General features: G+C 36.2%; 18 protein-coding genes. 7 read left to right on the forward strand and 11 right to left on the reverse strand.

What is annotated here, in order from left to right; translation table 11 throughout:
• Nucleotide 1 precedes the first annotated feature (1 nt).
• The 3 genes from ACRDEC_RS09520 to ACRDEC_RS09530 are packed head-to-tail and all read right to left on the reverse strand — an operon-like array spanning nt 2 to nt 6,161.
• On the reverse strand, nt 2-4,624 hold the full coding sequence (locus ACRDEC_RS09520; RefSeq protein WP_431498104.1) for a hypothetical protein: 4,623 nt from the start codon (nt 4,622-4,624) through the stop codon (nt 2-4).
• A 2-nt stretch (nt 4,625-4,626) separates the two neighbouring features.
• Nucleotides 4,627-5,466, reverse strand: a complete 840-nt coding sequence (locus ACRDEC_RS09525) for a hypothetical protein (RefSeq protein WP_431498105.1) — start codon at nt 5,464-5,466, stop codon at nt 4,627-4,629.
• Between the two features lie 2 nt (nt 5,467-5,468).
• Nucleotides 5,469-6,161, reverse strand: a complete 693-nt coding sequence (locus ACRDEC_RS09530) for a hypothetical protein (RefSeq protein ID WP_431498106.1) — start codon at nt 6,159-6,161, stop codon at nt 5,469-5,471.
• A 139-nt stretch (nt 6,162-6,300) separates the two neighbouring features.
• Here ACRDEC_RS09530 and ACRDEC_RS09535 point away from each other — a divergent pair, with 139 nt between their 5' ends.
• The 7 genes from ACRDEC_RS09535 (at nt 6,301) to ACRDEC_RS09565 (ending at nt 10,312) form a co-directional block, all read left to right on the forward strand.
• Nucleotides 6,301-6,483, forward strand: coding sequence for a hypothetical protein (locus ACRDEC_RS09535; protein WP_431498107.1), 183 nt, complete (start codon nt 6,301-6,303; stop codon nt 6,481-6,483).
• 3 nt (nt 6,484-6,486) lie between these two features.
• Nucleotides 6,487-7,989: a DNA cytosine methyltransferase gene (locus ACRDEC_RS09540; RefSeq protein WP_431498108.1), complete on the forward strand. Its 1,503-nt coding sequence runs from the start codon at nt 6,487-6,489 to the stop codon at nt 7,987-7,989.
• Nucleotides 7,989-8,207: a hypothetical protein gene (locus tag ACRDEC_RS09545; protein ID WP_431498109.1), complete on the forward strand. Its 219-nt coding sequence runs from the start codon at nt 7,989-7,991 to the stop codon at nt 8,205-8,207. The genes ACRDEC_RS09540 and ACRDEC_RS09545 overlap by 1 nt, the downstream gene beginning before the upstream one ends.
• Nucleotides 8,197-8,724, forward strand: coding sequence for a hypothetical protein (locus ACRDEC_RS09550; protein ID WP_431498110.1), 528 nt, complete (start codon nt 8,197-8,199; stop codon nt 8,722-8,724). The genes ACRDEC_RS09545 and ACRDEC_RS09550 overlap by 11 nt, the downstream gene beginning before the upstream one ends.
• Before the next feature lie 3 nt (nt 8,725-8,727).
• The gene (locus ACRDEC_RS09555; RefSeq protein ID WP_431498111.1) at nt 8,728-8,946 is read left to right on the forward strand and encodes a hypothetical protein; all 219 of its coding nucleotides are present in this window, start codon (nt 8,728-8,730) and stop codon (nt 8,944-8,946) included.
• Between the two features lie 43 nt (nt 8,947-8,989).
• On the forward strand, nt 8,990-9,337 hold the full coding sequence (locus ACRDEC_RS09560; RefSeq protein ID WP_431498112.1) for a hypothetical protein: 348 nt from the start codon (nt 8,990-8,992) through the stop codon (nt 9,335-9,337).
• 192 nt (nt 9,338-9,529) lie between these two features.
• Nucleotides 9,530-10,312, forward strand: coding sequence for an SPFH domain-containing protein (locus tag ACRDEC_RS09565; RefSeq protein ID WP_431498113.1), 783 nt, complete (start codon nt 9,530-9,532; stop codon nt 10,310-10,312).
• Nucleotides 10,313-10,402: 90 nt separating this feature from the next.
• Here the strand turns inward: ACRDEC_RS09565 and ACRDEC_RS09570 are convergent, their stop codons facing one another.
• From ACRDEC_RS09570 to ACRDEC_RS09605, 8 genes are all read right to left on the reverse strand, one after another.
• Entirely contained in the window at nt 10,403-11,488 is a 1,086-nt protein-coding gene (locus ACRDEC_RS09570; protein ID WP_431498114.1) for a hypothetical protein, read from the reverse strand.
• 57 nt (nt 11,489-11,545) lie between these two features.
• Entirely contained in the window at nt 11,546-12,919 is a 1,374-nt protein-coding gene (locus ACRDEC_RS09575; RefSeq protein ID WP_431498115.1) for a hypothetical protein, read from the reverse strand.
• 22 nt (nt 12,920-12,941) lie between these two features.
• Nucleotides 12,942-14,180 (reverse strand): hypothetical protein, encoded by a 1,239-nt coding sequence (locus ACRDEC_RS09580; RefSeq protein WP_431498116.1) that lies wholly within the window; start codon nt 14,178-14,180, stop codon nt 12,942-12,944.
• A 134-nt stretch (nt 14,181-14,314) separates the two neighbouring features.
• Nucleotides 14,315-14,641, reverse strand: coding sequence for a hypothetical protein (locus tag ACRDEC_RS09585; protein WP_431498117.1), 327 nt, complete (start codon nt 14,639-14,641; stop codon nt 14,315-14,317).
• A gap of 69 nt (nt 14,642-14,710) precedes the next feature.
• The gene (locus tag ACRDEC_RS09590; RefSeq protein WP_431498118.1) at nt 14,711-17,128 is read right to left on the reverse strand and encodes a hypothetical protein; all 2,418 of its coding nucleotides are present in this window, start codon (nt 17,126-17,128) and stop codon (nt 14,711-14,713) included.
• A gap of 5 nt (nt 17,129-17,133) precedes the next feature.
• Nucleotides 17,134-19,341, reverse strand: a complete 2,208-nt coding sequence (locus ACRDEC_RS09595) for a hypothetical protein (protein WP_431498119.1) — start codon at nt 19,339-19,341, stop codon at nt 17,134-17,136.
• Nucleotides 19,338-19,730, reverse strand: a complete 393-nt coding sequence (locus ACRDEC_RS09600; protein WP_431498120.1) for a hypothetical protein — start codon at nt 19,728-19,730, stop codon at nt 19,338-19,340. The genes ACRDEC_RS09595 and ACRDEC_RS09600 overlap by 4 nt, the downstream gene beginning before the upstream one ends.
• Before the next feature lie 3 nt (nt 19,731-19,733).
• Complete coding sequence (locus ACRDEC_RS09605) at nt 19,734-20,330, reverse strand: hypothetical protein (RefSeq protein WP_431498121.1); 597 nt, start codon at nt 20,328-20,330, stop codon at nt 19,734-19,736.

Here is a 20,330-nt window from a genome sequence, read left to right on the forward strand (position 1 = left end):
ATTAAGATATTTGAACAAGAATCCTGGCATCTTGAACCAATCCATAGGCAATGGAAGAAACAGCTACGTCCCTAACATCTAAAGTGAATCCAGCTGTTGTTTTATTCTCTATAGCATAAGCAAAAGAAGAATTGTTATCGGTAGTAATGTTTTCAGCCATCACCAACGGCACATAATCAGCAGTTTCAACAAGAGAACCAAATGTGATAGCATATTTAGAATGCCCGGCAGCCCAATCTGCTACAGCTGTCGTTGTAACTGAGGCAATATCTCCTTGGAAATTAGACGCTGTTGAAACATCACCAATATCGAATGAACCATATTTTCTAGTTATCATGGTTTTAATATTTAAGGTTAATAAATTTTCACAACAAAGAGGTTTCAATGTTATTTCGTAATCAGTATATGCATCCAAACCTGTGAATAAGTATTCGTTGAAGTTTGTAGCTATATTGGTTTCAACCATTGTAACCAAGTTCTTAATGGTTAAAATACATTTTTTGTTTCCATCCCATTTCACCAATATCTCGTCGCTGGAATAGTTGTCAATCCTGAAATTATAAGGCATTGAGCAATAATCCCAAATAAGGTATAATATTTCGTCTTCCGTAGTACGGTTAAACAGGAAGTTTCCGGAATAAATCTTATTCACCAAGCCATCTATAATTTCGGTGACAGTTAAGAATGTGGCCAGTGATCGTATTGTTTCTATATCAGATTCCGTGTAAACAGTATCTGTTACCAAATAACCAATTTTGTTTTCCCGGGCCGGTTCGAAATTGGCTGTGCTTGAAGCATCCTTGAATGATTGAATATTTACTATGTTGCCTCTGTATGGGAAGCGCCCCTGTCCTTCTATACCAATTTCCTCGCTGAATCGGCTTAAATATTCTTCCTCAAACAATTGATTTTCTGAATAGAATGGACTGGACCCCCAACGGTACCTATTGATGATATTTTTATCCAAATCCGAAGTATCATTCAACACAATAGAAACGATTTTCATAGGTGTCCCCAGCGGACAAACATTTGAAATTTCATAGCTAATAACATCTGAAACCGGCGTAATTGTAACCTCAACAGTATGCACGTCCAAATCTTCCCTTGGAATTGTAATATTTCCAATGCCGGTTACATTGGAAGCAACAAATATATCCCCATCGAATATCGCAGTTATTGTAGCGTTTCCAACCGTGATGTTGTAATTCAATACTATATCACCAACCAGGTCATTCAGGTTCAAAGTGTATGTGAATGGTTCGGTTTGATTTGCCCGGGCTATACTATTCCCACATTCTAAATTGTAAATACGGTCCGGCTCTTCATTTACGGATATGAAATATTGCTTATGATAAGGATCAAAACCACCAATTCTTTTGGCAAATGGTTTTCTTATTGATAAATCCCGGAAGAAATCGACCATTCCATCAACCAGGTCTGTAATTCCATCAATTGATAATCGGTGCATTACTCCCCTTTTGGCGTTGGAATAAAACAATCTGAAATCATCGACCGAAAAACTTTCGGGGTTTTTACTGATTCCGTTTTCTCCCAAATAAAATTCTTGTTGCCCAAGCACTTCAGGAATAGAGGTAATATTAGACGTGCCATCGGCATTATACAAAGCATCTTTTCCAAATAAAACCTTTGACGCTTTTTCCTCCTGCAGCACAACGATATCACCATCACGGCTATGAAGTTTCTGAATGCTACCATACTGTTTGTCCAGCTCCTTATAATTTGCAGTAGACAAATTGAACTCATTCAATCCATTCATGTTTGTGCTCTCCACAAACGGTTCTCCGTACGTTAAATCGGCATATCTACGAACAGCCTTATATTCTTCTGTTGAAGTGGTTGAAGGACGTAAATCAACGTTTAAATAGTTTTTATTGAAACCATCCTTTACCCGGTAGCTTTCCACCCCGTTTCCTTGAGTATAGCAATTGAAAAAATTCAAGTCGATCACTGCCGGGCTGAAGGTATCAAAATCCTGTGATTCCAAATTCCCTTGGTGATTGCCATCTATGATATCAAAAGTTTGTTCTGTTTCATAATAAATATCGTTGTCTCTTTGTTTTGGCTCAGTTTCAAAGACATAAAAACCGGTATTGGTCCTAACAGTCACTTCGGCATCAAGGTATCCAAACTTAGAAGCGCCGCCAAAACCGCCACGATCATCCCCAGCATAAGTTCCTGTAATCTTTAAAAATAATTTGCCAGCCGGATCTTCTTCGAATTCCTGAGTATTGAATGGACCAGGAACCATAAAACCACGGATAAGCTCAATACTATCCTGATAGTTTTCCTCACTTCCAGGAATGTTACGGTTCATTATATTTTCATTGAAAAATTCTTCAATGGTATCGTAATTTCTCTGGGCATAATATAGATGGGTATAATCATTATTTTTCCATCCGTCGCTATACTCCCGGGCTGAATGCAAATAAAGTAGTATTGAGGAACCAGCTGGAATTTCAATTTCCTCAATTGCCGGGCCAGCTACTTCAGTAGAAAACAAATCAAGGTGAGCTACCGGTCTTCCGGAATTACTTTGAGAAGAAATCTTACTTTGGTGCACATCGAATTTAGTAACGTCCATTGTGAATTGGTCTGGACGTATTTTCATGTAAACCCCGGCTGGTTCATTGATTGCGTTACCCTCACTATCTACATTGCCGTCTATGAAATCTTTTTCCTGTTCTTTGATTTCAAGTACCTTTACCTTTATTGGAGTAGATAAAATGGCATCGGCAGCTTTCTTTACTATAAGAACATCACCAACCTTTACTTTGTCTTTGTTCTCTGCCTCAAGCTTACACCAAACAAAGAAATCTTCATTAAAGAAAATGTTCACGTAAATCGTTTGATATTGCAGTGGCTGGGCTTTAACCACCAACTTATACCTTTTTGCCCAAAACGGAGCTTTGTGGTTAATGGCAACTTTTATCCTATTTTTAAAAATAGAATATGCTTGTGGAACATAAATTGTATTGTATGGAGTTGTTAGCACGGTAGTTTTTCTGGCAAAATCATCTTCATACACAATTCCCACTTCATAATCCCTATTGGTTTTACAGCTTGTGGAATTGGAACTTTCTGAAATACCAACAAACGAAGTGCTGATATAGCTGAAATTTATAGTGTGTGGTGCATCACCATCAAAAGTATCAATAAATGTAACAGGAGTTACAGTAAATGTAGGAACTCCGCCAACTAATGAATAGGTAATACTCGGGTCTACAGAAACTACCCATCCATCAGGAATATCCCATGTATAGCTATTTACAAAATCGTTGTTGACAATTGCCAGGAATAACATGAAATCTTCAGTAACAAAAATATCATCCAATGAAGTAAAATCATCTGGCAATATGTAAAAGAAGTTCTTCGAATACGTTGGAATGTCAACGTTAATCAGCAGATTGAAATAAAAATTAAGTTTGCTGCCTTTTTTAAGTGGGAAGTTATCCGGATTGGTAATACCCATGGTATTTGTTGGTGTGAATTCTTTTTCAAAATCCTCACCAAATTCAATAGGTTCAGTGATAAGTGATAAGTCATAATTGACAAATATCCTATTTCCTTTTTCATCAACAATATCCCTTCCTTCCAAATAGTTTCCGAAAACTGGTCTATTGCCAATTAAAGCCAAAGCTTTAGCTTTTAACGGAACATTGTCGGAAGCCCTGAATAATTCTTTCGGAGGCAACAGGGAATAAAGTTTACTGTTTGAAAAGGTATAATTCTTAATTTGATCATCAGACCAGCCTTCATTGTATTTATTGAAAGTTTCAACAACATATATGTTGAGGGAGTTGCTTTCCTTCACACATAATTGAATATCTGTAACCTGTTTTTCTCCGGTATCAAAAGAAACGCGTACAGCGTTGAAAGCATTAATCATTCCCTTATTATCCAAGGTGTAATAATCAAGCTCAAACAGTTTTGGCGTAAAAAAGTAGTTGGTATAAGAAGAAAGCGCACTGTATTCCCCATCGAGATATTTGTATCGGTAGCAAATCGTAATGAATTTTTCTTCCAGGTTGTTCGTTAAGTCGTTTTTGTATGTTGGAGTTAGTACCGGAGCATATTTTGGTGGCTTCTTTACCAGAAAAATATCCTCTTTTTCAAAACCGTTAACCAACCAGGTTTTAGCCCGTTCAATATTAATGCAGCAAGGCTCCATATTATCATCGGTCCAAAGCAGAAGATCTTCCCTATTGTCTTCGCTGATTATTTTCTCAATACCGGTTATTAAAAATCCTTCCGTAAGTTCTAATACTCTTGAACCCTCAGGTCTTTCATCTGCCAATACAACTGATAATACTTCATTTACGGCATTCCACTCCATCAAATAACAACCATTATCCGATTTCACAAACCAATACAGCTTGTCTTCGGCTTCATCCGGATATCCAAGAAAACATTGTACATTTTCACCAAAATCAAAATCAGTTAACTGTTTATTTGAGTATGAGTTTTGAACCGATCCAACATCTGAACCTTCTGAATGGAGAATTATAACATTTTCCGCATGACGATACCTGCCTTTTTCAAGCATTCTTTCGTCAATGTCTTTGTTCATTGAACCCTTGATAAAATTTAGGTTGAATATTGGCATAATTATAGCATTTTAGAGCTTGAACGCATGACTTTTACTACTTCATTGAGATCGAAATTGCTTCGGTGTATTTTGGCTTTATGCAATGTGGTTTTATATCGTCTCAATGCGCGGTTCTTCTCGCTGTCTGGAACTCCCCTTTTACGCTCAATACACGCAAAATATATCCAGTCTTTCAAAGGTTCTTCCAGGTCTTTATGAATTGTGATTTCCTGCTCAAGGAGTTTCTCCATTTGCAATCCATCAGAGGAATAAATCAATACAATTTCACGCTCCATTAAATTTGAGCTGAATACCATTGTTCCCCTATTTTCATCGATGTTAACTTCCCCCCAACGGCTCAACTGAGAAGTATCAGTTTCGAACTGGCCTCCCCTGTAATCATCACAGAAATCATATTTCTTGAATGGTTTTGCATAGGCATTACTACTGTCTGAGGTTAAAATCAGTCCGTCTTCATCAAAAAGTATTTGACCATCATTATCCTGTAAATAACCAATAGAAAGGCTCATATTTCTATTAATGTTCAACGGCATTAATTTGAAATCGGGAGTAACCACACAAATCATTTCGTAATCAGAATAATCTTGTGGCAAAGGCAGGAATAGATCCTGGCTAACAGTCATTTCGATTGCCAAATAATTCTTGGCCGCTTCTTTGGTAAGTTTTTTTATCCCTTGTTTTGCGTGCATGAGAATCTTGCTACGCTTGGTGTTCTTCAAATAACTATCATCGTCCGTGGCTTCCAACAGCATCTGGTCCATGATTTCCTTTAAGGAGGTAAATTGGTAATTACCCCACTTATTTTCATCGCCGTAATATTGTTCGGGAGTATCTGCCATGATTAAGTAGATTTATTTTGATTAAACTCTATTTGTTCCTGGTTCTGCATTGAAGCTTGTAAATCAGGTTCTTTAAGGCTAATACCAAATTTCTGGCAAACCCTTATTACCAAATCATCTTCCTCGCTTGGATGCATATCAACATCTTGAAAATCACCAGCGGAAGGATTGAATAATTCTGCGTTATCAACGACAGTGAATGTCCATTTTGGATATAAAGGGTTTCGCAAGTAGTAAATGATCAAATTGCCGGTAATGGTACTTGGAGCAACTTTTATATTGGTACCTATTTTAATATAAATTGGGTATTGTGCTGCAGCGTTCACTGACTTAATGATATTGAACTCATTCATATCCTTGCACGTCTCAAACATATTGTCGGTACCATCAACAATGGTATCAAAATATCTCAAGTCTTCTGGAAGCGCATATAATCCGGATGCATGTGTGATAGTTCCAGATTTTAGGAAATGGGCGACCTTCTGCCGTATCTTATCAGGAATGTTCTCTAAACCTCCATTGATTAAACCCCGATTTTCCCGGTTAACTTCCTGATTTATATCATACACGTATCCTTCAAACTTTTCAAGAATTGAGTTGTACAGATGCAAATTAAAAGTAGATGGCTTAAAGTTTCCCCGGCCGTCCGTATTGGCCAAAGCCTTAACAGATTGGAAAATTCTATCTATGTACATGATAAGTTTTGTTTATACTAAATACAAAGATAATAGATATTTAGTATAAACATAATTATACTTTAATATAAATTTTAGTATAAATTTGTTTGTACCGTAATATAAACACAAATTGGATTACACATACAAAATTTTGGAAATGGTATCAAACTACCACGAAGAAACAAACGGAAGTTGTGGGCTGGCTGTGAATGAAATAATGCGTGAGTTAAGTGTGGAATACAAAACTTTAAAGCCAACATTAAATGAAATGTTCGTTGGAAAAAAAATCAAAATCAGAAATGGTATAAACGGAATTCTAATATTTAAATCATCCCGATAATTTATGAAAAACAAACAAATTCCTCTATTTAAAGCTTTGCTATTAGGAACTATGATGCTTTATATTGATTTTTTTTGCGGGTGGGGTGGAGCCACTGAAGGTATTAGAAGAGCGGAAGCTAATGCAAAAGTTATCGCATGTGTGAATCATGATGAAATGGCTATACAGCTGCATGCTGTAAATCATCCAGACTGTGACCATTTGCAAGAAGATATAACAGATGTTGATACTGTTGTATTAAAACTTAAAAAGATAGTTGAAATCTGGAAAAAGAAATATCCTAAAGCATTCATTTGTTTTTGGTTATCTCCTGATTGTACAAGTCATACTGGCGCAAAAGGCGGACAGTCAAGAAATCCAGACAGCCGCTGTCTTGCAGACTTCATTCCAACATATACCGAAGCTATAAATCCATCATATTTGCAACTTGAAAATGTAAAAGAATTTTTGAAATGGGGTCCTACTCGATTAAGAGAAGGTATAAGTAGTTGTGAAAACTATTCAGTTTTAGCCAAAGGAAGAAAAGATCCTTATATCATAGTTCCAGACAAAAAATACGACACTCTTTATTATCGTATTTGGAGGGATAAAATGATGCTTCTTGGGTATAAGTACGATTATAAACTTTTTAATGTAGCAGATTTCGGACTGAGAACCTCAAGATTAAGATATTGGGGCTTGTTTGCAAAATGTGGATTACCTATGAAATGGCCTGAAAAAACACATGATAAATTAGGGCGAAATGGATTAAAAAAATGGGAACCTGCAAGACCTTTCCTGGACTTACATATAAAAGGTGATTCTATTTTTTGTAAACCAAGAGCTTATAACACATGGGTTCGATTTTTCAAAGGTTTAAAAGACAATGTGGGAAAATTGCATTTCATGACTGGTTATTATGGTAATGGACGGCATCATTCAATTGAAAACCCTATAAATACACTGACCACAAAAGACAGATATGCTCTACACTACATTCAATACCAATATGGAAACAGTCATACAACCTCTATAAACGAACCGGTCGGAACAATGACTTGTAATCCTAAACACGAAATAATGACATTAGAATGGATAATGGATTTTCAATATTCCAGAACAAGCCATAGTGTAGATGATCCAATGTACACAATGATAGCCAGACAAGACAAATTACCTATTTATGTTCTTCAGGCTGAATTGGGATATCCTGAGAATTTTATTTCTGATGATGATATTCCAATTGTTCGACAGATTAAAGAGTTCATGATTTTACACCTAATAAAAGATGTTACTATTCGAATGTTAAGTGTTCCGGAACAATTAAGGCTTCAAAGTTTCGGGGATCAATATTTCGTAATGGGAGCTACAGACACCCAAGCTAAAAAGTTTATAGGAAATTCGGTACCTCCTGATATGGCAAAAATTCTTGTAGAATCCCTTTTCAGTGCATTAAACGCCCCGGAGTATTCCGATGTGATTTACATAAATAAAAAATCAAAACGAAAATATAAAAACGCAGCATAATGAATATACGAGACGCTATCCAGAACACAACGGCATTTAAAGATTTGTCGAAAACAAGCCAGATTGTTACCGCTCAAAAGGCGAATGTAAAATTTATCCAGGACAATTTGAAAATAGCCCATACAATTGGCTATCAGAAATGGTCCGGCCAGGCTAATCCAACAAAAGTCAACAAGAAAATTATTAACGAATTAATACGAAAAGAACATGGAATTTAGCTCGAAACAAGACGCAATTTTAAAAGAAGCTATCGAATTTTATGGTTACGATAACCAGAAAGATATGATCCATGAGGAAATAGGAGAACTTCTTTTGGCTTTCTCAAAATACAAACGTAATCCAACAGCCAAAAGATTGAATAATCTTCATGAAGAACTTGCAGATGTAAAAATTTTAATTAGACAATTTGAACATTTTTTTGGACCCGAAAATATTGAAAAAAATATTTTATTCAAAATAGATAGACTTCGAACGAGGCTTATTTTTAAACAGCAATTAAGACATTTGGAAATAAAAATAGGGCACTTGATAAGCAATTTATATCCTTCTCCTATTTTTTTAAATTTAGATCAATTGGTTGCCTTAGTATCTGAAGAAGAAAAAAACGAGGCCTGGAAAAATGCCTTAAAAAAAATCAATATTAAAGGAGTTGATTTTTCTAATGTTTCTGGAAATGAAAATTTAGCTACGTTATTAAATACATGGGCCCATTATTATAATTTAAGTAAAGAATAGCAAATGAATTTCATAACACATAGAAATAGGATCGAGAAGCTAATGTATTCATACATGAGCTTCCTGCCTCTGTGTGAAACCAATAAAGAAAAATTAAAACTTCTTGACGAAATTAACGAAATACGGTTTAAAATACAAAGGATAGACCGTATGACAATGAGCCAGGCTGCAGAAGACGTAAAAACAGTTCCTGAAAATTTCACAAGCAATTTTGAAGAATAATAAATCAGCCTTTGGAGGGCTTTATAAAACCTAAATTATAATTATGGTAACAGTAAGTATCAATGGTAAATCCATTACAACAGATGGCGGAAATATTCGAATTTCCGGCAACAAAGTTTTTGTAGACGGAAAAGATGTAACCAATGAATTTGATTCTAAGGAAATCAATGTGGTTGTAACAGGAAACATAGAATATCTAAAGGTAGATGCCTGTAATAAAATTACAATTACTGGTGATGTTAAAAGTGTTGAAACACAAAGTGGCGATGTAGGTGTTTCCGGAAATGTTGGAGGTTCAATTAAAACAATGTCTGGTGATGTAGATTGCCAAGAAGTTTCAGGGAATATATCCACAATGTCTGGTGATGTAAAATATAGAAAACCAAAATAATGAAAAAGGTAATTTTATTCGGTAGACCCATAATAGTATTCATTGACATATTAATTGTGAATGCTGCTTTAGACTTAATCAGACAGCCAAATGATACAGCCGTATTCGCCGGTGTATTCATTATTTGGATTACAATTTTAATAAACGCTTTATTAATTCAATTTATTAACAAACAATTTAAAAACAAGTAACATGAAAAAGAAAATTTTAATTCCAGTAATCATCACAGTATTACTGTTTTTAGCGCCAGTATCCTGCACAAGAATTGATGCTGGGTATGATGGAATCCTTATCAAACAATACGGAACAGACAAAGGAGTACAAGATGTTTCACTGGTAACTGGCCGTGTATGGTATAATCCGTGGACCGAAGATGTCGAACAGTACCCAACATTTGTGCAAACGGTAGATTACACATCATTTACAGTAAACGCAAAGGATGGTAGTTCATTCACAGTAGATCCTACTTTATCTTTTGGAGTGGTTAGAGGAAATGGACCACGAATATTCCAAAAATATAGAAAAGATTTGGAAGAGGTTACGGCTGCAACTATTTTGAATTATGTAAAAGATGCTTTCAGGCTTCAAATGAATAAATACACAACTGATGAAATTGTAAGTAATCGTGAAAAGTTTGAGACAGATGTACAAAGTACTCTTCAAAAGGTTTTAGATAAAGAAGGTTTCTTTTTAGAGCAGCTGACTAGCGGATTAAAATATCCAAATACAATTGTCCAGGCAGTAAACAAAAAAAATCAGGCTATTCAAGATGCAATGGCAATGGAAAATAAGTTAAGACTTGCTGAAGCTAAAGCAAAAATTAAAATTGTTGAAGCTGAGACAGAAAAAAAAGCCAATGAACTTAGACAACAGTCTTTAACTCCTTTATTAATTCAACAGCAATTTATTGAAAAGTGGAATGGTTCTACTCCACTTTATGGAAATAGTCCAGTTACATTCAAAAATGTGAATTAAAGAAAGACAATATTATAATAACTAAAAAACCACCTATTGCTAGGTGGTTTCTTGTGACTGGGAAAGTCAAAACATATCGACGGATATGGTTTATTTTTGAGCGTTTTGGAACTCTTCTATTTTATTTAAGAGCCATTTCGCATCATTCTTTTTAAGATTTGGAACAGGATTCGCGAATAAAGCTACATACTTCTCTTGAAGTTGTGCAAGAGTTAATGGCTCTCCTGGATCATTATCTTCTCCATCACCTTCATTATTCCCTTCTTCTTTTAAAGTGTCAGGAATAACAAATGTCTTAACGGCATCTTCCTGTGTGGATTTGGATGCTAACAGAGCTTTAAGATTTTCAATTTCCTTATCCTTATCAGCTAACAAAGTCGCAGAATTACCTTCTAATTGAATTACTTTTGCCGCCACCGGTTCACTATCAAAATTATCTTTAGTATTCTCGGCCAATTCGCTTAAGCGCTGGAAAGTAATGATTGATTCCTCTGTATTTACAGAAAGGAAATCAGATAGTTTGTCTACGGCACTTTCTCCTACAGCGATACGTAAAATCGTTTGCTGGGTGTCTGCCCATACAACTGCAGTGTTTGATCGGTCTGTTGTGATGATTTTTTTCAACATAGCCAATCCAACAATGTATCTGGCCTGAAAATTAGGCTTATTGAACTCGGACATAACTTCTTTTGGCTCGGCAAAAGCTTTTTTCTTCAATTCTGCCTTACATTTTATTGACGACCATGTGAAAGCTTGCTGCCCTATCAATACCAAGGCAATAGCTTGTTGTTTAAGAGGATCGCTTTCTTCAATAAGTGATAATGCTTTCTCCTGAAGTTCAAAACCTTGAAGTTCTTTTTCCGCACTGGAATCATCGTCAACTAATTCAAAATGAATATTAAACCATGGATGCCTTTTCAAAATTTCAATTTTCAAAGCATCTGTTGGTCTTACTTCTATTTCCCCGTCTTCAAACCAAATGTCTTCCCCTTTTTTGTCTCCTTTGTAATCTTCCATAAAAATAGAAGCAGATCCTGGTAAATAATGAACTAATTTATCAATCCATTGATTCGTTTTTTCATCAAGTCTAGGAAGCATTACATTACTGAGTGGAAGTTGCCAAGAGATTGGTTTTCTTCCTTCAGTCATTCTAAAAACTAAATTCTTTGATTGCATAACTGTTTTTATTAAATTAAAAAAGTAGAGGGCCGTTAGACCCTCTACTGCTATATTTTAGGTATAGAAAACCCCTCTTCTTACAGCAAAGAAATTGTTGGCTCCGATTACCTGATTTGTGATTTCACATAAGTAATCCGCAGTCATTTTATCTTTACGCTGTGGGTGTGGTGTACCAGGAATACCATAAATGGTAATCTCTTTTTTACGGTTCAGCTGCCCTTCACTTCTGTTACGGAAAGTCAAGTAAGGTTTAGTTACTGTGTTTCCTTCTTCCATTGCGTAAGTGTTTCCTGTTGGAACAATCAAACAAGCGATAGAAGTTGACAAGAAGTTTGTTGCTCCCATAAGAGTTGGATCTTCCAACAATGCCCAAGGAGTGAAGTGAAAAGTAACACCATCAACCAAAACAGAGTGGAAATCAAGTTTCAACGCCATATCAGCTGAATTCTGGAATACACCATAGTTGGCACCATTCACATATCCTGCATTTAATCCGGCCATCATAACACGGAAATATGCCATTTGTGTGTGGTCTGACCACACAGTAAAGGCACGACAGGTTCCTTGTTGTTTTGCACGTCTCGCAATTGAAGACAAGTGATCCAATGTAGTAATGTACTCATTACCAATATTACCTCTTTCCTCAATTTGCTGTACAACACCTTTCATACCTTTTTCGAAACCGGCACCTACAGAAGCAGAAGCAGCAGTAGCTCTTTCATGGAAAATATGTGTCAACTCGGCTAAGTTGTCAAACAAAGTAGAAGTTCTCTCCATTTCAAAGTTGAACCATCTTGGTCCACTTGGAGTCTCTACCCATGAATTATGCACCATATTCGATTTAGAAACATCGTATGTTTCTTTAAGGATATGAGTGTAGTTGATATACTGTGTTGGGTTCCAGTTTCTTCCTTCATCAAACTGATCACTACCTTTGGCGTGACGGTTAGAGAAGTTAGCCAATACTGTTACATTGGCCGCAAATCCGTAGTTACCTGTAGCATCATTCGTTGCTGTAAACACAGTTGTTGAACCAATAGCACTAACAGTCGCCTGACGCTCAACAATTCCATCGGAAATTTTGATAACGTCTTTAACCCTTAGTCCGTGAGCCGTTGGAGAGGTAAATACTGAAGTACTTCCAGCAGGTGTTGTTACAACCACATTTTTAAGTACGTTGTGTAAACGTCCTTGTTCCATGTGATTGATAGTATCTGCTTTGTAAGTGCTTTCAGAACCTGTCAAACGTATAAATCCGGTAATTTTACCCAATCCGTTACGCATGTGTAACTGTGGGATTAATTCCGGCTGGTATTGCTGCGCATAGTCGTATAACTCGATAAAGTTTTCGTTCTGGGCAGTAACACCACCTGGCTGATCTATAACAGATACGCCAGTAAGATTGTTTGTTCTTAAATCAAAAGCCATCTTGAAAAAAATTTAGTGTTAATTAAAAATTACCTGTAACACCAAATCCGTCATTTTGTAGAATAGGTACAATTTTCTTTCCATCTTTTCCTTTTGGAAGATCCGGATTCGCACCTAAATTAATGTTGCCTTCTACTTTCATTAGTTCTTCTGTGCGTTCTGCTAACGCTTTGTGAACTATGGCCGCAATGGCTTTTTCCCTTTTTGCTCGATTCAACCAAAACATTCCTTCTACAAGTTCTGGGTGGTTAAATCCTTCTTCGGTCTGAAACAACGTTTTCACAGTATTTGACAAATCTTCTGCGGAAGCCAACATTTCCTGCTTGTCTTCTTTCGAAAAATCATAACTGTAAGCCAACACTTTTTCAGTTCCATTATCATCAACCTTTATTTCGAATGAAGAACCCGTGATTTTATCCGCAGAATTCTTTAATCCATCCAAATAATTTTGTCGGTCAGACAATATTTTTTCATAAACCTCTTTTTTCATAACCTCTCCTGATTCTAATCGAATCATATCATCACCGATGATAGGGGCTTCTTTACCAGGATTATTTGAAACAATAGGTTCCTTATATTTTTCTTGCTCTGCAATTTTATGTTCTCTTACAGATTTTGCATAAGCTTGTAATTCAATTTGATCTGCTATATCAAGATTTTCCAAATCAGATAAATCTATTTGCAGTTTTTTCTCCAAATACGAATCAATCTGTTCGTTTGTGAAAGTATTTCCTGTATCTTGTCTAACACGTTCTCTGGCTAAATCAAGGTCAGATATTTTTGAAATATCTTGCTGTAATTTTTGATAGTCCTCAATATCCCGGCCGGTTTCAGTATGGTAATCCAAGAATCCTTTTGCTTTAGCAGAAATATTCTCGTAAGGATTTACTGTTTTTGGTTCAGGTTCCTTAAATAAATCATCAATTGAGGCTATTGTTTTTCCTTTTTTAAGAAAGAAATCTAATACTTTGGAATCGTCATAATCATCAGAAGCAACCGTACCAGCACCTGCTCCTTCACCAGAAGCGCCATCATCACCTGTAGCTTGTCCGGAAGCAGCACCTCCTTCTCCACCAGTTCCAGAACCATCACCGGCTTCACCGCCTTCTGACGCGGAACCTCCGGCTCCTTCTCCACCTTGATTATTGTCACCAGCTCCGCCTTCGCCATTATTGTTATCGCCTCCTTCATTGGCTGCACCAGCTCCTTCACCGCTTCCTTCGGAATTGATTAATGATAAATAGTTTTCCCCAATCTCCATGATAAATAATATTTATTGATTTGTACAAATGTATAAATATTATTTATATTAAGTATAAATTTGGTATAATATTTTTTGCATAAAAAAGACCGGATTTTAAGTCCGGTCTTTCATATTTCTGGGGTTCAATATTTTTATACAGAAACCCTATTTTTCTTCCTAAGCAACATACTGTTGTGATTAAACCGGTTCCAATAGCGGCCGTATTTGTAAATCCCATTTTTAGCGAGTGTTTTATCAAATTTATCCTGGGTTTTTTCCTTGACATACCTTGACAAAACAGGACTTTTGTCCTTAAAAACACCTTCGCTGAATTGGACGAATACCACAGGGCAAACAATGTTTTCAGATACTTTTACAAACTCCTTTTTCACCTGTTTTTCAACAGGTGCTTTGACCGTAGCCGAGAAACCAACCGAAATAAACGCCAACAATAAGAAGGCTAACAAAGCTTTTTTCATAATACAAAAATTAAGTGTTAATTAATAAAAATCAAATATAAACAAATTTATACTAAAATACAAATTACATTATACATTGATATCATCAAATTCAAATTGATTTTTAAAGTCAATAGGTCCAGTATCTTTAGTTCTCTGATCCAGTATTTTACTTTGATTTGTACTTTGCTGGTCAATCCTCAAATCTTTTGCGTCTTCAGTATACTTTTTTAAATTAAACGCAGTGGCTGTTTCCAATTGCTTTATGTAAACATCTTGCTGGAACTCTTTATCTTTAACAGGAGCTTCAATTTGTTGCATTGCTGCTTTCTCGGCAACCCTGATTTGGGACATTCTTGATTCAACATCCATATCAATTTGTTTTTGAAGGCCGTAAGCCTTAACTTTTCCTACAGAATTAGCTTCGGAAGACTGGATATTGGCTTGGGTTTGTGCAGCAATAAGATCCTGTTTTTCCTTCATCTGGCGTTTGATGCGTATTTTTCTGATAAACTTCAAGTACTCGGTTGCCAATTTAACATTTACCTTGGCAAGGCTTTGTGCTTCAATTTTATCTTCAACATCAATTGTGCCTTCTTTCATTGCAAGAGCCAAATCTTCTTTGAACTCTGCCATTTCTTCTTTAGTTGGAACCATTTCAATTGTAAAACCGAAATCATACAAGTGACGGTTTTTCATGGTTTCCATAGCTTCGATATTGTGTTTTCCAACAGATCTTTTATACATTTCCACAATATTTTCACCGCCTTTGTATGTGAATATAGATTTCAATCGGATAGATATAATCTCACAAATGGTTTTATCAAAGTCTTTTGCGGCATCAACAATATGTTTTGTAACAGTATTGGATGCCAGCTGGGCCATTTGATTAACACCAAGAAGAGCATCTGCAGGAAGAGAACCGTCACGTGCCGGGTTAATACCTGTAGTTTCTCGAAGCAGATTGTAATAATGGGCCCAAACATTTAGTAATGCTCCCAAAGAAGATCCTTGGGCAATTGGCATAGGTCGGGCAGCTGTTCCATCTTTTATACCCATTTCTCCCATATCTACACGCTTGGTAAATATTACTCCTTTTACTGCCATAATTGTTAAGGCTGTTTTCCATGTTTCTTGTTTAGCTTCTCCTTTAGTATCAGAGGACAAATCGGCTAATTGGTCTAAATCTACAGTCTTCATATCTGGCGTTAACTCAGCCATCAAATGTTGTATTTTTAAATGGGCATATTGCATTTGGTCGCATAAAGCTTCAATATTGCTCAAAAAAGAATGAAGCCTGTTTTTATAAATAGCAGAAGCTCTGAAAACAAAAGGTGGCTTTACCTTATTCATTTCATCTTTTACGATATTCTCACATTCCTTATACCCATATATTTCTTGGGTACCAATAATATGCACTCCTTCCAACCAGGTATCGTATGTTTTTGATAACTTGCTTTTTGCTCCTTCTTCCGGAACTTCCCAATTATCTGAACGTCTTGCTACTTTTATTGGTTTTCCATCAGGATTACCCTTCGGCATATATTTTTTATAAGATAATGTTTTGGTAGTTTTCCAAGCAAATCGCAATACATTGAGCTTTATGTCTATAATATCGTCCATCACACATCTTGCGAAATCAATATCATTCATGTTATTTGATGGGCCATACGCTTTGGCAATTTCACGCAATTTCACATCATCATAATTACCTTCTCGTCTGATATCGGACAATGTGATTGAATCAACATAACCATAGTAGAAACAATCAGAAAAATCGTTTTTCTTTACATAACTGTGAATAGCTTCTTCCGGGTCAACATATCGTAAAGAAATTCCGTTTAACGGATCTGTATAAACCTGGGCACACATCAATCCTACCTCAACAATATCCTTATCGCATTGGTCTTTAATGTTTTTCCAGTCGTTTATTTTTTTTACATAATCGATTGTGATTTCTTCGGCTATTTCCGCTTTTGGCCGGTCTTTAATTTCAGTGACAAATTTTAATTCCTCTTCGTCTTCCGGAACAAATCCTTTTGGCGCTATATCAAGATTTAATTCTTTTTTAGCCTTCTCAACAATATTTATGGAAATCATGTTTTTTATATGCTCGTCAACTTTTTTCTTTCTCTCCAACAAAGAGAAACGGTCAGTAGCACGGATATCCAAACGATAATTTTCCTCGCTTATACCATTGGAAACAATGTTACAGAATTTCTCACAAACATTTATTGGCCGCCAATCCAGGTTCAAGTAACTTAAGTCGGATTGCTGTCTGGCCACAACATTTTTATACTGCTTTGTATCCTGTTCGCCACGGGCATACAGTCTTTTATTTTCAACCCAATTTCTTCGGCCCATAAATTGGCATCCGCTGCCAATAAAGGTCCCGTTGAACCATTCCCTTGAAATGTATTCGGCTATTTGTAGCCCATACGAAGGCTCCTTTTTTTCTTCAAAAGTTGCTAAAGGATTTGGTCTGACTTTTTTCTTTGTAGTTTCCATAGTGTTTATCTTGATGAAATTGAACCTTCGTTATTAAATGTATCAAATGGTATTAATTTTTCTGCAGGCGGCGGCGGCGGAGTAAAAGCTCTTCTTTGATTAGCAATTCTGGATAATGAAGAAGATATATAAGCATCAAACTTTGTTCTAGCTTGAGGATCTACGTCTTTCCATTGGGTTATTGTCCTGCAAAAGACCATATATCCCATTTCTCCAATAGGGCGTTTACTTTCATCGCGAGAAACGCCAAGATAATCTTCAATATAAGACTCAATGGCATAAAACTGTTGTTCTCCAATTTTAGCGTCTTGAGGTGGAACACCACCGTATGTCTTTTCTGTGTCACTTAATTCGTCCCATCTTTTGAAAGGGTTGTTCAAAACAAAGTGTCTGTATTTTCTTTCAACAAAAAATGTAGAAAATTTTTCGCTGGATAACTCTGGTAAAAAAGGCATACTAAAATACACATGGCACATTAATACGTCTTCATAAAATAATTCAACCTTTGCAGGTCTATCAATATATTCTACAATAAACGCTTCATTAGGCAAATGACTAGTATTCGTTTTTGTTGAAATATGTATTGATCCTAGCGACCCTCTTCCGTCTACCGTTTTGCTTCTATTGTAAGGGTCAACGCCACCAGCGCCTATATTTCCAGCTAAAGGTGCCCAAGCCAAAACACCATTAATCATTTTCATTTCTTTTTTATTTCGAAAATCAGGTGAAGGATGGCATCCTTTAGCTATCCAAAAGCGACCCTTAGGATCTGGTCTCCAAATAACTTCTGTATCCTGCATTCCATCTTTCCATGTGAAATTTCCTGTCTCAATTTCATTGTCGTCTAATTCTTCTTCGTTGTGGTCCAATTGCTCTGTAATCTTCGTTAAGTTAAACGAGCAATCACTTGATTCATCCCTAAAAGCATCACGCTCTGTTTCCGGAAACTGACGCTGGAACTCGTAGGCTTTTTCAGGTTCGTTTTTTAATGCTTCTAATTCATTTTTCAGGAATGTAGCAGCTCCAATTTTAACAGGCTTACCCAAATCATTAATTACAGGCTCTATTGGGTCTTCCACAATTGAGAATCCATAAACATCAAAGAACCCTTCAAGACAATACTTAGCCGCAATAAAAATCCTATAAAGTCCTGATTTTGTTTGACCATTTTTATTCCTTTCCAATGGATTACTATCATCCCATACCATTTTAAAGCCTTTTCCACCTTTCTTCATAGCGTTGACAGTAGACCCGACCTTTGATTTTCCAACGATATTGCTTCCTAACCTGTGAGAGGTTTTTACAATCGGCCAATATTCATCAAAAGGTACATCTGGCGGAAATTTTCCTGTTTCATCCAAATCTGAACGGAATATTTCTTCCCCATCCATCGCATTCATTTCGGTATTGTGCCAGCTAATTACAGTATCAAGACCTTCTCCTTGAGATATTTTTTCTCCGGCTTTACGCTTTTTGGAAGGTTCAGATAGTATGAGTTCTGTTTTTGGAGTTGTCTGTCCGTCAAATACAGGCATAAAAAAGCACGGTAATCTCTTAAAAGCACGAACCATTCTGTTGAACATTTTCTTAGCATCCTTTCCTTTCTTGGAAATCATACCAATATTTTTGTTTTCATTTTTAGTCCCCTCTTCTAAATCATCATTTATACAAAGGGCCGACCATCCAAAACGTCTGTTTTTAGTATACTGTATTCCGTATGAACGATCATCTGCTACACATGCTGCCCAATAAATCATCAATTCACTCTGGATTACCCTGAATCTTGGATATCTTCCAGTTTCATTAAACCATTGGATAAAAAACCAATATGTGTTGGTTATATAAAGAGGAATTCCATTTAAATAAATCCAAATTCCTTCATTTCTTCGTTTCCATTGGAGATTAATATAATCTTCGTATTCCGCATTATATTGGGTGTCTTCATTCAATCCTTCTGGAAGAGGCTCTCTTTCGAACTTTTGATTAACTCTTGTTTTATCCCAATTTACTATTTCTTTATGGTCCGGTTTTTCCGGTAACCCTACATTTAATCCGTTCATATAGTACACTTCTCCTAATGTACCATCTTTGGAAATTATGACTGTGTCAATAGATTGGTCATAGCCATACTTCCAAGATTTTGCTTTGTTTCGCATAATCCTGGTTTTATTGTCTATAACTTCATCTACCTTATGTCCTAAATAAAATATCATTGTTGTTTATTAGCTTCAGCTTTTTCTTTGGCAATATTTCTTCTTTTAGGAGGCTCTTGTTTTAAGGTGGTTTCCTCAACCTTTTCATTTTTTAATGCTTGGAATAATTCAGGAGCATAAAGCTCCAATTCCAATTCATTGATCTTATTCAGCATTCTGTCGGCATGGTCAATTGCTTTTTCCCGCATTAACATGAAGCTGTATAATTGTTCCTCTGCAGTGATAGCTTTTATAACATCACCATCATCGTCTTTGAGATTAATATCCTTGAATGTCGGAAATGGCTTGGCTACCTCTGTGAAAATACCATCAATCAAAGTCTTGTACTTTGCAATAGTTTCAGGAATTTCTTTTCTCCTGGTTTCCTGTAATCTTTTATTTGGTTCCATATCCTAATTTATTGCTGCTAAAACATCTTCATTTCTGTACCACCAATAGCTTTTCCCATCAAGGAAAAATTCTATTCCATGTTCTTCTTTTACAAAAACAACCTGACCGGGTTCTGCTTTCAATTCATCATTCACAATAGCTACTCTGGCTTTTCCATGTTCAAATTCCTTTTGAACGCTTTCCTGAATGATCAAAAAAGAACTGACCGGTTCTGTTTTGGCAGCCTCAACCTGCTCAAACAATCCATTATTCAAGTGCCCTTTCCATGGAGCCGAGTTGTTTTCCCGGTGCAGCACAATAAGATTTGGCTTTATTTTGAACAACATTTCTGCTTTGTCAACCAGGAATATGCTTTCCTGTGCGCCGCCTGTCAAATGGTAATCCTGCTCATACAAAATTGTAGGATCAACCAATACTTCATGGCCCGGCTTTATTTCTGTTTTAAAAGCGAAAGGAACATTTACTACAATTCCTATTCGGTTTGACAGCTGCTGTGGCATCCAGCGTTTATCGCCATAAAATTCAACCCCGCTTTCGGTTTTGAATTTTTCCTTGAAAGGCTCCTTAATCTGGATGATGAAATCGTTTATTCCTTTCAT

It is taken from the genome of Flavobacterium sp., assembly GCF_050696275.1.
Classification (GTDB): domain Bacteria; phylum Bacteroidota; class Bacteroidia; order Flavobacteriales; family Flavobacteriaceae; genus Flavobacterium.

Bases quoted from the DNA above. Each gene is read 5' to 3' on its own strand.
- ACRDEC_RS09520 (WP_431498104.1), bottom strand. From the start codon at position 4,624: ATGCCAATATTCAACCTAAATTTTATCAAGGGTTCAATGAACAAAGAC.
- ACRDEC_RS09525 (WP_431498105.1), bottom strand. From the start codon at position 5,466: ATGGCAGATACTCCCGAACAATATTACGGCGATGAAAATAAGTGGGGT.
- ACRDEC_RS09530 (WP_431498106.1), bottom strand. From the start codon at position 6,161: ATGTACATAGATAGAATTTTCCAATCTGTTAAGGCTTTGGCCAATACG.
- ACRDEC_RS09535 (WP_431498107.1), top strand. From the start codon at position 6,301: ATGGTATCAAACTACCACGAAGAAACAAACGGAAGTTGTGGGCTGGCT.
- ACRDEC_RS09540 (WP_431498108.1), top strand. From the start codon at position 6,487: ATGAAAAACAAACAAATTCCTCTATTTAAAGCTTTGCTATTAGGAACT.
- ACRDEC_RS09545 (WP_431498109.1), top strand. From the start codon at position 7,989: ATGAATATACGAGACGCTATCCAGAACACAACGGCATTTAAAGATTTG.
- ACRDEC_RS09550 (WP_431498110.1), top strand. From the start codon at position 8,197: ATGGAATTTAGCTCGAAACAAGACGCAATTTTAAAAGAAGCTATCGAA.
- ACRDEC_RS09555 (WP_431498111.1), top strand. From the start codon at position 8,728: ATGAATTTCATAACACATAGAAATAGGATCGAGAAGCTAATGTATTCA.
- ACRDEC_RS09560 (WP_431498112.1), top strand. From the start codon at position 8,990: ATGGTAACAGTAAGTATCAATGGTAAATCCATTACAACAGATGGCGGA.
- ACRDEC_RS09565 (WP_431498113.1), top strand. From the start codon at position 9,530: ATGAAAAAGAAAATTTTAATTCCAGTAATCATCACAGTATTACTGTTT.
- ACRDEC_RS09570 (WP_431498114.1), bottom strand. From the start codon at position 11,488: ATGCAATCAAAGAATTTAGTTTTTAGAATGACTGAAGGAAGAAAACCA.
- ACRDEC_RS09575 (WP_431498115.1), bottom strand. From the start codon at position 12,919: ATGGCTTTTGATTTAAGAACAAACAATCTTACTGGCGTATCTGTTATA.
- ACRDEC_RS09580 (WP_431498116.1), bottom strand. From the start codon at position 14,180: ATGGAGATTGGGGAAAACTATTTATCATTAATCAATTCCGAAGGAAGC.
- ACRDEC_RS09585 (WP_431498117.1), bottom strand. From the start codon at position 14,641: ATGAAAAAAGCTTTGTTAGCCTTCTTATTGTTGGCGTTTATTTCGGTT.
- ACRDEC_RS09590 (WP_431498118.1), bottom strand. From the start codon at position 17,128: ATGGAAACTACAAAGAAAAAAGTCAGACCAAATCCTTTAGCAACTTTT.
- ACRDEC_RS09595 (WP_431498119.1), bottom strand. From the start codon at position 19,341: ATGATATTTTATTTAGGACATAAGGTAGATGAAGTTATAGACAATAAA.
- ACRDEC_RS09600 (WP_431498120.1), bottom strand. From the start codon at position 19,730: ATGGAACCAAATAAAAGATTACAGGAAACCAGGAGAAAAGAAATTCCT.
- ACRDEC_RS09605 (WP_431498121.1), bottom strand. From the start codon at position 20,330: ATGAAAGGAATAAACGATTTCATCATCCAGATTAAGGAGCCTTTCAAG.